The sequence below is a fragment of the Leptospira soteropolitanensis genome, from assembly GCF_026151655.1.
Taxonomy (GTDB): domain Bacteria; phylum Spirochaetota; class Leptospiria; order Leptospirales; family Leptospiraceae; genus Leptospira_A; species Leptospira_A soteropolitanensis.
This window is the reverse complement of the sequence record NZ_JAMQPN010000001.1, coordinates 813,869-830,239: the sequence shown is the minus strand read 5'-3', so window position 1 is coordinate 830,239 and position 16,371 is coordinate 813,869. Positions and strand designations below refer to the sequence as shown.

General features: G+C 39.6%; 12 protein-coding genes. 7 read left to right on the top strand and 5 right to left on the bottom strand.

Annotation, left to right across the window (positions count from 1 at the left end):
- The first annotated feature begins 71 nt into the window (after nt 1–71).
- Genes ND811_RS04020 through ND811_RS04005 form a run of 4 tightly spaced genes read left to right on the top strand, consistent with a single transcriptional unit; the run spans nt 72 to nt 2,900 of the window.
- Nucleotides 72–791 (top strand): LIC_12936 family protein, encoded by a 720-nt coding sequence (locus ND811_RS04020; RefSeq protein WP_265350253.1) that lies wholly within the window; start codon nt 72–74, stop codon nt 789–791.
- A 15-nt stretch (nt 792–806) separates the two neighbouring features.
- Nucleotides 807–1,514 (top strand): DnaJ domain-containing protein, encoded by a 708-nt coding sequence (locus ND811_RS04015; RefSeq protein WP_265350254.1) that lies wholly within the window; start codon nt 807–809, stop codon nt 1,512–1,514.
- An 11-nt stretch (nt 1,515–1,525) separates the two neighbouring features.
- Entirely contained in the window at nt 1,526–2,542 is a 1,017-nt protein-coding gene (locus ND811_RS04010) for a type I phosphomannose isomerase catalytic subunit (RefSeq protein ID WP_265350255.1), read from the top strand.
- A 55-nt stretch (nt 2,543–2,597) separates the two neighbouring features.
- The gene (locus ND811_RS04005; RefSeq protein WP_265350256.1) at nt 2,598–2,900 is read left to right on the top strand and encodes an LIC_10421 family protein; all 303 of its coding nucleotides are present in this window, start codon (nt 2,598–2,600) and stop codon (nt 2,898–2,900) included.
- A 17-nt stretch (nt 2,901–2,917) separates the two neighbouring features.
- Here ND811_RS04005 and ND811_RS04000 read toward each other — a convergent pair whose 3' ends face one another.
- Genes ND811_RS04000 through ND811_RS03985 form a run of 4 tightly spaced genes read right to left on the bottom strand, consistent with a single transcriptional unit; the run spans nt 2,918 to nt 6,760 of the window.
- Nucleotides 2,918–3,778: a pirin family protein gene (locus tag ND811_RS04000; RefSeq protein WP_265350257.1), complete on the bottom strand. Its 861-nt coding sequence runs from the start codon at nt 3,776–3,778 to the stop codon at nt 2,918–2,920.
- On the bottom strand, nt 3,775–4,839 hold the full coding sequence (locus ND811_RS03995; protein WP_265350258.1) for a glycoside hydrolase family protein: 1,065 nt from the start codon (nt 4,837–4,839) through the stop codon (nt 3,775–3,777). The genes ND811_RS04000 and ND811_RS03995 overlap by 4 nt, the downstream gene beginning before the upstream one ends.
- 15 nt (nt 4,840–4,854) lie before the next feature.
- The gene (locus ND811_RS03990) at nt 4,855–5,397 is read right to left on the bottom strand and encodes an SRPBCC family protein (RefSeq protein WP_265350259.1); all 543 of its coding nucleotides are present in this window, start codon (nt 5,395–5,397) and stop codon (nt 4,855–4,857) included.
- 43 nt (nt 5,398–5,440) lie between these two features.
- Nucleotides 5,441–6,760 (bottom strand): MFS transporter, encoded by a 1,320-nt coding sequence (locus ND811_RS03985; RefSeq protein ID WP_265350260.1) that lies wholly within the window; start codon nt 6,758–6,760, stop codon nt 5,441–5,443.
- 47 nt (nt 6,761–6,807) lie between these two features.
- Between ND811_RS03985 and ND811_RS03980 the strand changes: the two genes are divergently transcribed.
- From ND811_RS03980 to ND811_RS03970, 3 genes are all read left to right on the top strand, one after another.
- Nucleotides 6,808–7,782 carry a cysteine synthase A gene (locus tag ND811_RS03980; protein ID WP_265350261.1) on the top strand — a complete coding sequence of 325 codons (975 nt, stop codon included), beginning with the start codon at nt 6,808–6,810 and terminating at the stop codon, nt 7,780–7,782.
- A gap of 210 nt (nt 7,783–7,992) precedes the next feature.
- Complete coding sequence (locus tag ND811_RS03975; RefSeq protein ID WP_265350262.1) at nt 7,993–13,866, top strand: LamG-like jellyroll fold domain-containing protein; 5,874 nt, start codon at nt 7,993–7,995, stop codon at nt 13,864–13,866.
- Between the two features lie 53 nt (nt 13,867–13,919).
- Nucleotides 13,920–14,303, top strand: a complete 384-nt coding sequence (locus ND811_RS03970; protein WP_265350263.1) for a c-type cytochrome — start codon at nt 13,920–13,922, stop codon at nt 14,301–14,303.
- A gap of 25 nt (nt 14,304–14,328) precedes the next feature.
- On the opposite strand, the gene ND811_RS03965 is transcribed toward ND811_RS03970, so the two are convergent.
- The gene (locus ND811_RS03965) at nt 14,329–16,293 is read right to left on the bottom strand and encodes an acetoacetate--CoA ligase (RefSeq protein ID WP_265350264.1); all 1,965 of its coding nucleotides are present in this window, start codon (nt 16,291–16,293) and stop codon (nt 14,329–14,331) included.
- Nucleotides 16,294–16,371: the final 78 nt, after the last annotated feature.

Sequence of the window (16,371 nt, the reverse complement as noted above, 5' to 3'; positions counted from 1 at the left end):
ATTTTTAACAAATTAATGATTTCATTTCAAAAGTCGAAAATATATATAGAGTCTACTACTTGGGAGTTCGTATGCGTATCTCGTTTGTCCTAATTTTATCCTTCCTACTCACCGTTGGCCTTTTTGCCGCGGATGAAAAAAATGAACCTGTAAGCCAAGCAGATTCTAAAAAGTTAAATCCAGATGGAAGTATCGCTCTCATCCCGTACAATGCCAAACAACAACAAAAGATCGAGAGAATTGCTAAAGAAGTGGATGATTACCACGCTGTGATCAATGAGAAGGTAAAGTTCCTTAGTTTCGAAAAGAAAATTAAAGATAGTCGCTATGGTCAAGTGACGAATGCTAGGGAAATTCACCTTCCTTTTGAACCACGTTATGTATTACACAGCCGTTTTGTGATGAAGTTGAAAGGTGGCGGTGGAGCCGAAGGCGGTGGATTCTCGTTAGATGAGATTTCTTTTTGGTCAAGGAAATCACTTAGTGAAAAAGGAAAAGATCCTGTCACTACTTACCGTGAATTAAAAAATAATACAAGCGGTGGAGTCAAAGGACTGACCCTCTCCGTTCGTACAGTTACTAATGCAGACGATAATACTTTAAATTTTGAGTTAGAAAAAATCCAAAGTCCTTGGGAACGTTTACGATTGGCAACCGCATACCGCGATAGACTCCGTGAAGTAGCAAGAACCATTGACAGATACATCCAAGCAAAAGGAAGTTTAGAAACAAGAATGGTTTCTGAGTCTGTTATGGAAGTTTCGGTCAGCGGGGATTTTCAAGAACCATAATCCAATGAGGGTGGAATGAGTTTATCCATACCACCAGAACCTTCCAACCTTTACGAAGTCCTAGAGATTCCTTTTGGAGCCACGACGGAAGAGATTAAATCCTCTTTCCGTCATTTGGTAAAACAATTCCATCCAGACAATCCAATCACAGGGTCTTATTCTAAATTCCAAAACCTCTATTTTGCTTACCAAACCTTAACCGGCGAAGGACGGAAACGTTACGATGAAGAATTTAGGAAAAACTATGCTAGAGAATTCGTAAAACGCAAATTAGAAGAACATCCCATTGTTCTTCCAGTTTCTCGTGTTCGATTCACCACGGGAATTTTAGAGCTCGCCAAACGTGGATTAATGAGGAAAGGCTTCCGCAACAAAGATAGACGTAAAGTCACAGGAATCGATTACGATTTGATCATTGATTTAAAAGAATCGGAAATCATTCGTCCAGTGATTGCAGTCATCCCCTTAACGGTAAGAATTGTTTGTAGGGATTGTATGGGTAGCGACCCACATTGTCCTGCTTGCAATGGCAGAGGTAGCTATAAAGGTTCGAGAAATCTCAAAGTAGAATTTCCCAAATCGGCACTAGTCCAAGGAAAGGTTTTTGAGTTTGACTTATCAAAATTCCGTCCCGATTCCTTTACCCATTTTAAGAAAAAATTCCTACGTGTGAAACTCTTAATACATAAAAATATCCCTTTACGAGCAAAGAGTACTGTTTAAAAAGGAAATCGATGGAAAAGATTCCTAAAGTTCTATTTGTAACCCCCTTATATAAGGAAAAAATCTGGGGAGGACGAAAACTCAAAACATCTCTCGGCCGTAAAATTCCAGAAGGATCCATTGGGGAATCTTGGGAAGTTTCGGTTTACGGATCAGACATTTCTCCCATTAAAAACAAAGAACTTGAAAACATTCCACTGACAGAACTGATTCGAAAAGCACCAGAATCTGTCCTTGGAAAACCATTTGAAAAATCTGGATTGCCATTACTTGTAAAACTCATAGACGCCAAAGAAAAACTTTCGGTCCAAGTACATCCCGATGACAATTATGCACTCAAATATGATCCAAAATCCAATGGCAAAAAAGAATGTTGGTATGTATTAAGTGCCGATCCCGGTGCGGAACTCGTTGTTGGTTTTGATGCCCATACAAATAGAGAAGAATATGAAACATTAGTAAAACAAAATTTAGGAGAGACAGTTCTACGCAAATGGAAAGTAAAACCAGGAGATGTCTTTCTTTTAAACCCTGGAACAATCCATGCAATTGGTGGCGGAGTTTTACTGTTAGAAGTGCAACAATCTTCTGATTCAACGTACAGAGTGTACGATTATGGACGATTGGGTGATGATGGAAATCCGAGAGAGCTGCATTTAGAAAAAGCACTCGCTGTTCTAAATTTTCAAAAATCAGATGGTTCCGAAAAACAAACAAAACAACTCATCACATACCATCCTTTTCCAAGATATCTTTTTACTTCAAATGACAAATTTAGATTGGAATCTTGGGATTTTAATCAAGCGCAAAATTTCACCTTTTCGAAATTAGGGGACCCTGTTACCTTCGGAATTTTTTATACTGTCTCTGGATCTATTTACTTTCCTGAATTCCAAAAACTAGTTGGACCGAATGAAACGTTCATTGTCACGGCCTCTGGGTTTTCTGAAACCATCTCTGCTTTTGCTGAAACTGGTACCAAGTTAGCTTTTATGTCTGCTGGTTCTGATTCCGTAAAATATCAATAGTCTGCACTATTGACATTTTAATAGAATCGGTATAATAGTCACGAGAGAGGTATCTATGAAAAAAATAATTTCCCTATTACTTGTGTTAGCATCTACATCTGTGTTTGCTTTGTCTGACTTGGAAAACTTGATGATTAAAGAGGCAAATTCTCCAGAAAGTAAACAAGCTGCGCGTTCTTATCTCAATGCAATGGCAAAAGAGAAAGAAGCAAGTGCCAAAAGACACGAAAAAATGGCGGGCAACAAAGGTGGAAAGGCAATCAGCGAAGCAAAGTTTAAAGAACATTGCTTAAACCTTGCAAAAGAATTTCGTACAGAAGCAGAAGAATACAAAAAAGCTGCGGATGATTTGAAATAAATTTCTAACTTTAACTTTTAATTGGGCAAAGGAATTCTATCTATTTCTTTTGGAACTTTCGGAAATTCATCTTTTGCCCATCTTTCCTTTGCTCTTTCAATGGTTTCTTGTTTGGTAGAAACAAAATTCCAAAATAGATGTCTTTTTTCCGTAAGCGGTTCCCCACCAAGTAAAATTAAACGACTATTTTGTTTGGCCTTGAATGAAACAGAAGTTCCCTTTTCAAATAAAACCATAGATCCTACTGCATAAGATTCGCCATTGGATTCGATCGCACCACGTGACACATATAGTCCCGCCTCTTCCTTATCAGAAAGGTCCCAATGAACTGCATCGGCACTTTGTTTGATTTCAATATCTGCATAAATTAAAGGCGAATGGACAGTGGCAGGTGACTTTAATCCTAAAAAACTACCACCTAACAATCTGAAAACCAATCCTTCTTTGGTAAGAACAGGGATTTCTTTTTCGGAAAAATGTTCAAAACTCGGATCGATTTCTTCTTTATCTTTCGGTAAAGCAATCCATGTTTGGATGCCTTCTAAAATTTCATATTTAGGATCAAATTTGGAGCGTTCACTGTGAACGATTCCAGACCCTGCCACCATCCAATTGGTTTCATGTGGACGAATGTCCATTTCAACTTTCAAACTATCACGATGGGTGATGACCCCATCATATAAAAAAGTAATGGTAGCAAGGCCAATGTGTGGATGTGCTCGAACCACAAGCTCTTCTCCAGTAACCACCGGTACAGGACCAAAGTGATCAAAAAAAACAAAGGGACCAACAGAACGTTTTTCCATCGCAGGAAGAACGCGACGAATCACGAAGTTGTCTCCTAAATCTTTTGAGTGTCCAACTAGAGATTTTGTCATTTGCGTTTAGACTTCTTAACCTTCGGTTTTGGTTGGGATATTTTCTTTTTTACAGTTTGTTTTGGTTTTTTGATTTGTTTGGTGGATTTAGTTCCAGATGTTTTTGATTCTTCGACCTTACCTACAAAAAGGCCAATGGCTTCCTTACCTTGGGTCCAATGAGCTTTGTTTCTAGCATTAAAATAGAGGATAAAGATTTTTTCTTTTTCCGAATATTTCACATCACAAGCATATACATGGCTTGCTTTCCAACCTCTTCCCGTGGGGCCAAGGATGGGAGTATGGTTAATGCGTTCAAAATTAATTCCATCTTCACTTTGTAAAAAGAGAATGGCCGAACAAGATTCCTTCCTAACAGGATTCCAAAAAATCCCATTTTGAAATCCTAAGTAACGACCTTTCCATTCAATTACTTTGATGGAACCTGCACCCAAGTTACAAAACGGATCCATTTCATTTGGGGAAAGAATAGGATCAGAAAAATAGGAAAACGGCCCCAGTGGGGAACTTGCTTCGGCAACGGTAATATGTTTTGGTTCGCAAAATCCGCAGTCAGGGATAAAAACGAGAGAAGAAGAAAAGTACATTCTGTATTTCTCCCCAAACTTCACCAAACAGGGATTACTCACCGAATCTCCATATTTAGAATCTTTATGAAATGGGAATTTAGGTGTAATGACAGTTTTAGGGGAAGACCATGATTTTAAATCTTTGCTGGTTCTAACTTCGATCTGCGATTTCCACTTACGATAAGGAAACCAAGAAATAAGGACATGAAGGAATTTGTACTTTTCGTAATATAAATAATAAGTTCCTTCTTCCAAAAAGATAAAAGGGCGCATGGCATTCCAAACCACAGTTTTTCTTTTTTTCCAATGGATTCCGTCTTCAGAAAGGAACTCTTGCACTCCAAATATATTGTGAGCAAAGAGATGCCAAAGGCCATCTGGACAATTTTCGGGGAATAAAAAACTCGGATCCGCCAAAATAGGGGATGGGAATCCGGGTTTTAGAATCGGATCATCTTGGTAAAGTTGCCAATAGATATTTTGTTTGTTCAATCGAAATGAATTTCCTTACTTTTCTAAAACAACTTTCAGGTTAGATAGTCCCTCTTCAAAGTCTTTTCCGATCATTTCTTCAAAATTCATAAAAAGTAACATCAAATTGGATGGATAAGGAATCGATCCATCAAACCCCCAAATGACTTTGGATTTTTTTTGATCCAAAGAAGAAACTTTCATATAACTACGTTCCGTACCTTCAAATGGTTCAAAAAATCTCAGCTCTGTTTCCATCTCTAATGCATCCGCATTAACCATTTTGATTTCTTGTTCCCCAGTTCCGACTTCTTTGTCTAAACTTTCCCAACGAGAAACAAAACCTACCGTTCCATCTTGGCCTTTATAAATCTTTTTCATATTGGGATCTTTTTTGGCCCATACACTATATTGATCTTGATTTTTTAACATTCGAATGTATGAAAATACATCTGAAGCCGATTTGTTAATGTCGATGGAACGTTCTACCTGATATTCAGTAGGTAGGAAGATTGCCACAACTAACGGGATCGCTATGATACCGATGATTCCTATAGAAATTTTTCTGCCGAGTGTCATAAGTTAATGATTCTTCCTTTCGCTTTAAATTTAGTCAATTTATTTACCCACGTGGCCGCAAATTCCAACTGAAAACAAGAAGGAAGATAGCAATCAAAGTGGAAACAAGAATTGCATATAGTGCCACGTCCCAAGAGTAGTTTGTGGCAAGGATGGCAAGACCTTTGCCTTGCGCTGTCCTTCCCAAAGAACCAAAAAGCCCGATAAAACCAGCGGCAGTTCCCACGGCCTTTTTCGATGTAAAATCCATACCTGCTACACCTAACAACATAACAGGTGGATAAATAAAGAGTCCAATCAATCCAAAAAGTGCATAATCAATCCAAATAGATCCAGGAGGGTTCCATAAAATTCCAAGAAAGGCAAAGAAAATAGGAATGATACAAAGTAAACTCACCATTCCCCTTCTACCATCAAACCGATCCGATACCCAACCCATGAGAATGGTCGATCCAATCCCTCCAAATTCCAAAATAAGTGTAGAATATCCTCCTCCCAAAAGGTCTGCTCCCTTAGTTTCTTTTAAATAGGTAGGGCCCCAGTCAATCAAACTGTAACGAATGATATAGACAAAAAAATTAATGATAGCAAACAACCAAATGTATTTGTTCATTAAAACTTGTTCAACAATCAATTGTTTGGTGGTAAGTTCTTTTTCGTGGTCTTCTTTTTCTTCCGGCGGATAGTCATTTCGATAGACTTCAATGGGAGGAAGCCCTTCGGACTGAGGAGTGTCTACAAGTCGTAGATATAAATATATAGATCCAACAATTGCGATGACTCCTGGTACAAAGAAGGCATATTGCCAACCAAACTGGGCCGCAGAATGAGAAGCGACCACTCCAACGATGCCGCCTCCAATATTATGTGCAATATTCCAAAATGCAAACGTAGTACCTCGTTCTCCTACAGAATACCAATGTCCCAAGGAACGGCCGCATGGTGGCCAACCCATGCCCTGCACAAGACCATTAGCACCCCATAAAAAAAGATGAATCCAATAATGATTCGCAAATCCAAATGAAAAATTCAAAATGGCAGTAAGAAACAAACCAACAGCCATAAACTTTCTTGGATTGGAACGATCGGAGAGTGCTCCCATTAAAAATTTTCCAATCCCATAAGTGATGGCAGTGACTGCGAGGATGTCACCTATATCAGCTTTCGAATAAGACAAAGCTTCCCCAATTTCTTTGGAAACTGGTGAGAAGTTATTTCGAGTTAAGTAATAGGTCGTATAACCAAGAAAAGTCGATTCCAAAACGCGAAACCGAAATTTCGGATAAAGGGTTTGGATTTCTTTTTCAGATTTTTTTGGTATGGACGGAGCGGGAGCGAACCATAGGCGAATGGTTTGTAACATAGACTAGGAAGATGAAAGCCTAAAGAGAAGGAGTCAAGTCGATTCTCATGAAAACAAATATACGAAACGGTTTTATTGATACTGTGGGAAACACCCCGCTCATCCGCATTCATTCTTTAAGCGAAGAAACAGGATGTGAAATTTTAGGTAAGGCAGAGTTTTTAAATCCTGGTGGCTCTGTCAAAGATAGAGCCGCCTTATACATCATCGAAGATGCTGAAAAAAAAGGACTCTTAAAACCCGGCGGCACTGTCGTGGAAGGGACCGCAGGCAATACCGGAATTGGCCTCACCCATATTTGTAATGCAAAAGGTTACAAATCAGTGATTGTCATTCCAGAAACACAATCCAAAGAAAAAATCGAAATGCTACGCACATTAGGTGCTGATGTGACCCTCGTCCCTGCGGTTCCTTATTCTGATCCAGGAAATTATGTACGAGTTTCAGAACGGATGGCTCATGAGACTCCCAATTCTGTATGGGCCAACCAATTTGATAATTTAGCCAACAGAAATGCCCATTTCGAAACCACTGGCCCCGAAATTTGGGAACAGACAAACGGGAAAATAGATGTTTGGACCACTTCCCTTGGAACTGGAGGGACCTACGCAGGAACAGGGCTATTTTTTAAATCCAAAAATCCGAATATCAAATGCATTGTGGCTGATCCTTATGGATCTGGAATTTATTCTTTTGTCAAAACAGGACAGATCACCATCGAAGGATCTTCTATTACCGAAGGGATTGGCCAAGGTCGGATTACCAAAAATATGGAAGGAATGCCTGCCGATGACGCCATTCGTATCCATGACAAAGAAGCACTCCGCATTTTGAATTTAGTTTTGAAAAAAGATGGTTTGTTTATGGGGGGAAGTGTAGGGATCAATTTGGCAGCTGCTTATCAAATTGCCAAAGACCTAGGTCCTGGACACACCATAGTCACTGTGTTATGTGACAGCGGAGCCAAATACCAATCAAAAATTTATAACGACGATTTTTTGATTTCAAAAGGACTGAAATAAACCAAACAAACCTGGGTGGTCATAGGTAAAGTTAGATAAAATCGCAACTATTTTAAAATAATTTGTAATAAAATCCTCTATGATTTGTATAACTTAACTTTTAAATTGGAAAGAAATTATCTGGACTTTATGGATTCCTGAATTTTACTTTTCGATAATAGAAAGAGTCTTTAAGAAAATGCGGAACCTATTTCAGATCGGTGTTATTTTATGAATTTTCTCCAAAAAATCTTGGTCTACACAGTCGCATTGCCTCTGTTTGCATGTCAATTTCCAAACATCAATAGATCATTTTTGGAAACCTTTTCTACGATTCGTTTTTTACAAACAAACACTCTTTCTTACACTGTCTCTTTTCGAGTTTCGGGTCTTTTGGGATCAGGACTTCAAATCGAAAATAATGGGGATGTTGTCAATGTATCTGCCAACCAAACTTATACATTTTCAAAAAAAATTCCTTCCGGTTCCGCTTACAACGTCATAGTTAAAACCCAACCCACTTCTCCCATACAAAAATGTATTGTATCTTCTGGATCAGGAACCGTACTCAATGGAAACATTGAAGGCATTCAAATTGTTTGTGGCGATGCACTCTATCTCATTTACGGATCGGTAACTGGTCTATTGGGGAATGGACTCCAGATTCAAAACACTACTGGGTCGGGAACAGAAGTGACCAATGTAAACTCTAGTAGTTTTTCGTTACCACCCATTCCTTCAGGAGAAACGTATAATTTCAGTATCATTAGCCAGCCGACAAATCCAAGCCAAACTTGCTCGATTACTTCACCGGGAGTTACATCGGGAACGATGGCCGCAGCCCATTTGCCAGTAGCGATTAATTGTGTCACCAATTCATTCGCTGTAAATGCACAAGTGACAGGGATCCTTGGAACACTCGGTGCCGGAAATGAACTCAAACTAACGTTAGATGGTTCGAATACAATTAATGTTACTGCTGATGGGACATTTGTTTTTCCTGGAACTTATTTAAGTGGTGGAACATTTTCTATTACTGTTGATAATCCTGGTGGAATCATTCCTACAGGTGTATGTACATTAAGCTCTGGGACGATCACTGTTGCCAATGGTACCTATACCATTCCTGTCAATTGTAGTAATGCATTTCTCATAAGTGGAACCGTTTCTAGTCCAGGGGGAACCACAACGAGTGTCCTTAGTGGTACTGTTACTTTAGATTTGGTCAATACTGGCGGGACACCATTTGTAACACAACAAGTCGTTGTTTATGCAGGCATTTCTAACTTTTCTTTCCCTGCTACCATTCCTGGTGGTTCCGATTATGAAATTGTAGTTTCGAGTTCCGCACCTGATCAGGTTTGTACGATGACAGCAGGAGCCACTCACACAGGAACAACGTCTGACCAAGGTAATGCGATCTTAAATTGTAGTTTACCAACACCTAACTTTACTCCAGCCACGGGGACTGTTTTTAATGATGATGCGACGGTCACACTATCTGCTTTGATCCCTGGCTCGGAATATCGTTATACATTAGGAAATGGTGGCCAAGCTTCTCCTACCTGTTCCACAGGATCAATGACAACTAACACAGTGTCATTAGCTGATACTAACCAAGCAGTGATAAAAGCCATCCATTGTAAAACAGGATGGGTTGAATCTGCAGTTGTAACTTCAACTTATACATTGAAAGTAGCTACTCCAACACCTAGTTTAGCGACAGGCTCTTTGCTGAATTCAGGGGATACGATTAGTTTTTCTACAACAACAACGGGAACTACTTGGGTTTGTAAAGAGAGTGCCGCAGGAACACCTACTGATCCAGTTTGCGGATCAACAGCAAATACTTGTTCTTCGGGGACAGCTGGCAATTTCGTATTCCCAACTCCTGGTTCTTCGCAAAATGTAAAAGCGCGAATGTGTAAGGAGAACTATGTTGGGAGCGACATTTTAAGTTTAAATTACCAACCCAATGTTTATACAGTTGGTGGAACGATTAGTACGTTAACACTTCCTTTTGGGGTCAATACCTTTGTTTTACAAAACAATGCGGGCGATGATTTAATCATTGCTGGAAACGGGACTTTTACCTTCAACACTGCCATACCCACCGGAAGTAATTATGCGGTGACAGTTCTGTCTGGCCCACAAAACCCTTGGCAAACTTGCAATATAACCAATGGAACAGGTACTATTGCTGCGGCTGCTATCACCAATATTGCGATAACCTGTTCGGTAAACAACTATTCGATGAGTGGAAACATCACAAGCACAGTTCCACTACCGGCAGGACTCACAGTCACAAACGGAATCGATTCCATCAATGTGCCTGGTGGAGCGACAACCACACCAATATCTTTTGCCACACCGATTGCCAGTGGAACGAATTATGATATCTCCATCACCGCAGAACCACCAGGATATGTCTGTGCCATCCAATCCAATTATTCAGGAACAGTACTCGGAACTAACATTACGAATGTGGCTGTCAACTGCGTGGTTGGATATAGATATGCCAATACGATTACTGCCAAAAAACCAGCACCATTGCAAATACATTATTATCGAGGTTTAGTAGGTACTGCCGCTGGGCAAGTAGGATCTGGATCGGCAGATGCTACAGGGACTTCTGCCTCCTTCTCTAACATTCGTGGTATTACTTATGATGGTACGAAAGGTTACATTGTTGATTACGGAAATCATAAAATTCGAGTTTTTAATCCTACCACAAGTGCCGTTACAACTCTTGTTGGAAATGGTATCATTGGAAATACACCAGGTTCTGGTTCTGTAAGCGCACTCAATGGTCCAAGAGGAATCACAACAGATGGAACCTATCTCTATGTCACAGAAATAGACGGAAACCGGATCAAAAGAATCCTTATTAGCACCGGTTATGCGGAAACTTTTGCGGGAGATAACACAACAGTAACTCCATCAAATGGAAATGTGGATTCAACAGATCCACTTCTTGCAAGATTTGCAAATCCTGCCGGGATTGTAATCGATGATGATAAGTTATATATTGCAGAACGAGGAAATTCGTCCATTCGAGTCATGAAATTGAGAACGAAGGAAGTTTCCACACTTAGCATTGGTGGTAATCTAGACCAACCAGAAGGTCTCACTGTTGTAGGTGATTACATTTATGCAGTGAACATTGGCACTCATAATATTACAAAAACGCATAAAGTCACAGGGGCCACCACAATTTTTGCCGGAAGTTCATCCGTTGGTTTTGTCGATGGTCTGGGTACAAGTGCTAGTTTTAATATGCCTCATGGCATTACTCATGACGGTACTTTTTTATATGTTGCCGATTATGGTAATCTTCGCATAAGACGTGTTCACATAACAACGGGCGAAGTCATCACAATTGCAGGTTCTGGTGGATCTAGTCTTACAGATGGAGAAGGAGTGAATGCATCACTCAATGCTCCTATGTATATTTCCAATATTGGTAACATACTAGTTGTCGGAACCACTCATGCACTCAGAACCATAAATTCTTCTGGTCTTACCGCATACTTTCCGCTAAATGGTTCTACCTCTAATTTACTAAATAACCAAACCCTTACAGCAGTAGGAAGTCCTGGATTTGGATTGGGTCGTTATGGGGAAACCAATGGTGCTGCCAATCTTTCAATAGGCAATGCGGCAACTGCCCCTTCTCCTTCTGCATCCACAACCGACATCACCATGTCTGCTTGGATACATTGGGATGGAACCAGTACAAGCCTTGCTAAAATGATAGCCTATAATGGATCACCCGGTACGGATGGATACGGAATCTTTATCTCATCGGAAAGCCAACTAGGAATCTTACGGGGAGGGTATACCCCAGATCCGATTCATATCAACATCATTCCAAGCAAATGGACCCATGTTGCCATGACAGTCGATAGTAATAATGTATATCGTATTTATATGAACGGAAACCTCGCGTTTCAGAAACAAATGTTAACAAACTCACCTACCGGTGATTTATCTATTGGAGTGGCCTCTCTTGCAAATTATTTCCCAGGAAGGATTGCCGACTTTCGTTTTTACTCAAGAGTCCTAAATGAAGCAGAAATTAATGATTTAGCTCGTTCTGCGGATAGTACCCTTGTTGGCAATTCTTATGCTTCCCGTCCCATCGAACTCCTGATGCAATATGAATTTAATGGGAATTTAAACCCTTCAGGACCCTTGGGAAATACTTTAGTCTTATATGGCGGACTCTCTGGTCTCGCTCCAGGACGAGACCGAAGTGCAAACACAAGCATACGTTTAGTTGCAGATAATTTAGGTTATGCGAATGGTATAGAAACAGGTTTACCAATGGGACAAAGCCCGAGAAGCGTTTGCGTCTGGATACATCCAGAAAGGTATCCGGTCAATGCAAACCAAAACTCTCCCATTTTTTCCTATGGGGCTGCAGGAGGAAATACTGAATTGATTCTTTCCTTATTTAAAAATTCCGGTGGCTCCAACCTCGTTCGTTTTGGAGGTTTAGGAAGTGGAGAAGTATTTAGTTCCTATTCAGTTCCACTCAACCAGTGGTCCCATATTTGCGGAACCTTTGATGGATCTGTTGGAACCATTTACATCAATGGAACGGTGATCGCAGGCCCATCCGTGATAGGAGGTGGAGTCAATACTACTCCTGGTAGTGGAATTTATGCTGGGAAAATGGTTTCTGATGGTTCTTATTTTGCCGGCAAAATGGCGGATTTACGTATTTATTCCAAAGCCTTAGATCCGAAAGAAGTTAGGTTAATGTCTGCCCAAATCCCTGTAGGTCTTGTTGCCCGTTTTGATTTTAATGGTAGCCTCCAAGACGCCAGTGGAATGGGAAACCAAGTTAGCAACATGGGCGTTGGTTTCTCAACTGATCGTTTCGGGAATGCAGCCAGTGCCATTAGTACCAACGGAACGAATTACTTGTCCGTATCCACCACCGATACTCAGTTACCAAATTCGAATAAACCAAGGACTATTTGCGTACACTACAAATCACAGCTGACCAATCCAGGAACCATTGTTAGTTACGGAATGGCAAGTGTAGATCGATTAACGTCACTCGGATCAGGAAGTGCCGGCAGTAAATATTTATTTGGCGGATTTGGAAATGATGTTGAAGGCCTTTATTATAATCATGAAAACACCTGGCACCAACTTTGTGGGGTTTTTCATGGACCAGCTAACGGAAATCTCGCGATGTTATATGACAACGGTGTTTTACTCCAAACAAATGTCAAAAGTGCTTGGGACACACTTCCGCTTGCATTCACCATTGGAACAAGAACTGATTTCGCCACAAGTTTCACCGGATCCATTGATGAGCTTTTAATTTACAATAGAGCCTTGAGTACAAATGAAATACAGGCACTATCCGGATATGATCCGAGACAAGTACCATCATGGTCACCAACTTTAGGACTTAGTAGCTTAGTTCTCCACCTAAGTGCCGATAGTTTGTCTAACCAAGGGAACGGGACAGATGTAACGACTTGGCACGATCGAAGTGGATATGATGCTTCGTTTTTTAATGGGACTGTACCACCGACGTTCAACAATGTTGGATACAATGGAAAACCTTCTGTTAATTTTAATGCCGCAAGCTCGCAGTATCTTATTAGAAGCCCTGCTACAGACATCCCGTCAAACGACTCTAGCTTCTTTTTGGCCTTTAGTCGAACCAATAACGTAGATGCCCCAATTTTGGAATCTGCCTCAGTAGGAGTATCTTATCATTTACAAAGCAATCGAATTCATATGTCCAAACCTGGCTTTGGAGATGTAGGATATTCTAATCCTGTTTTTACAGGAACACTCGTTCCTTACCTGGTTTATTTCAACCAAAGCAATGGTGTTTCTTTTCAATTTAGTTCCAACATGTACAATAGTGGAATTACAGTTAATCCTGCACAAACATATTCACAAAACAATCTCTATTTGGGAACCAATGAATCTGCCTCGAATTTTTTCTCAGGACATATTAGTGAAGTAATTTATTATAAAACTAGTTTAAACGCTACGGGAAAGGCGATTGTATTTTGTTATTTATCGCAAAAGTATAATGTTGATTTAGTAATTCCCGCAATCACTTGTGATTGATTCTAATGAATCTGCATTTTAAATATGAAATTTCAGATTGTTATCAATATAAAATGAAGAACCTTTTACCACTTATATTTTTAATCGTTCTTTCATTCAGCCCCAGTTGTACTTCGGAAGACGAAACACCGAAAAAAGAACCGCCACCACCACCAGCAGTCACTGTTCCCTTTCCAGAAGCAATGTACGTACAAAATGGTTGTGCTTCCTGTCATGGCATCGCAGGGAATGGAAGAGGAACAAGGACTCAAGTTTTATCTACTTCGCGGATCCCAAATTTCCAAGATAAATCTACCTACATCTATGGATCTTCTAAAGAAGCCATTGCCAAAAGCATCAAAAATGGAATTCCAGGAACCTATATGAAAGCATATTCGCATATGCGAAAGTCAGAGATTGATGCTGTGGCTGAATACATCCAAAAAATGCAAAAATAAGCAATTGAGAATACCGTTAGAATCCTTATACGGCAAGTTCTGCTAAATTCTTAAAATATTCGAGCGAATGAGGATTCGCTAAAGCATTTTTATTTTTAACTTCTAGTCCAGCTACAGTTTGTTTTACGGCAATTTCCACTTTTTTTCCATTTACCGTATAAGGTATTTCGGGAACAGAAAGGATTAAAGACGGTACATGCCTCGGCGATGTTTCTTGTTTGATCCGTTCTTTAATTTTTTTAATCAGACTTTCATCAAGAATTATCCCGTCTGCTGTAACAACAAACAAAACCACTCTAACATCGTCCTTATATTCTTGACCAATGATCACACTGTCTTTCACTTCTGGGATCGTAGAGACTACGGAATAAATATCCGCAGTACCAATCCTAACCCCTCCTGGGTTTAAAGTGGCGTCGGACCGACCATAAATCACCAAACCATTTTCAGGTGTGATCGATGCAAAATCTCCGTGACACCAAATATTATCATAAGTTTCAAAATATGCAGATTTGTATTTTACACCTGTCTCATCATTCCAAAAGAAAAGAGGCATGGACGGGAATGGTGTGGGGCAAACCAACTCCCCTTTTTGGTTCAAGACAGACTTTCCCATATCATCAAACACCTGTACATCCATTCCAAGGCCTTTACATTGGATTTGACCTTCATACACCGGTAAGTTGGGATTTCCTAAAGCAAAACATCCGTTTAAGTCTGTTCCGCCAGAGATGGAAGACAACTGTACATCTTTCTTTATATTCTCATAAACATAACGAAATCCTGAGTTTGGTAATGGAGAACCTGTTGAAAGGATAACTTCCAGAGAAGGCAAAGGGTATTTGGATTCTATAGAAACCTTATCTTCCTCTAAAACGGAAAGATATTTAGCGCTTGTTCCAAAAACTTTAATGGATTCTTTCTCAGCCATAGACCAAAGAATCTCCCAATTTGGATGAAAAGGATTACCATCAAATTGATAAAGTGTTGCGCCCAATGCCAAAGCAGACTGTGACCAATTCCACATCATCCATCCACAAGTTGTATAATAAAAAAATCTATCTAACTTGGATAAGTTACAATGTAACGAAAGTTCTTTGGTATGATTTAGTAACACTCCCCCACCTTGAACAATACATTTTGGAAGACCAGTTGTCCCGGAAGAAAACATAATATATACTGGATCGGAAAATGATATGGAAGTATAAGTCATTTGATCAGAAGAATTCGGAGGATTAATCTCGGAATATCTGTGAGGTAACTGTATTTTTCCAAAGTCTTTTACTCGTTCAACAAAATCATAAATCAATGTCTGTTTAAACTCTGAGTTTTTGGTATTTTTTAATTGAATAGAAACTTCTTCCAGTTTATCGGTGATCGAAATCTTTTTACCCTTAAACAAATAAGATTCTACAGAAATGAGAACCTTCGGATTTATCTGTTCGAACCGGTCCAAAATTCCCCGAACACCAAAGTCAGGGGAAGCACTTGACCATATAGCACCTAACGAAGTTGTTGCCAACATTCCAATCGTGGATATTGGTGCATTCGGAACAAGACCAACAACTCGATCTCCCTTTTTTATTCCAAGCGAAATCAAATGTTTTTGCAATTTCAAAACTTCATTTTTCATTTCCAGATAAGTTAACTTCTGAATATTACCATCCTCGGAATAAAACACCAAAGCCATATCTTGTGGTTTTCCAACTTCTAATAAATTCTCTGCAAAATTAAATAAAGCACCGGGAAACCAATTTGACTTTGAAAAATGATGGCCGAGCTCTATCGTTTTTTCTGGTTCTTTATGTAATTTGAATCCAGAGTATGACAACCACTCTTTCCAAAATAATTGATATTCATCCACAGAAAATTTATGAAAAGAAACATAATCTAAAAACGTCTTCCCTAACTTAGTTTCTAGATGGCCAAAAAAACGAGAAAGGTTGGTTTCTTTTGAATGAGGTGTCCAAAGTATATTTTGAGTCGCCATGAAGACTGATCTTCCTGAGTTTGATTTTTGAGGCAAGTATGATTGTGTAAAATGACTGGTAGAAAAAAATATCGCAGA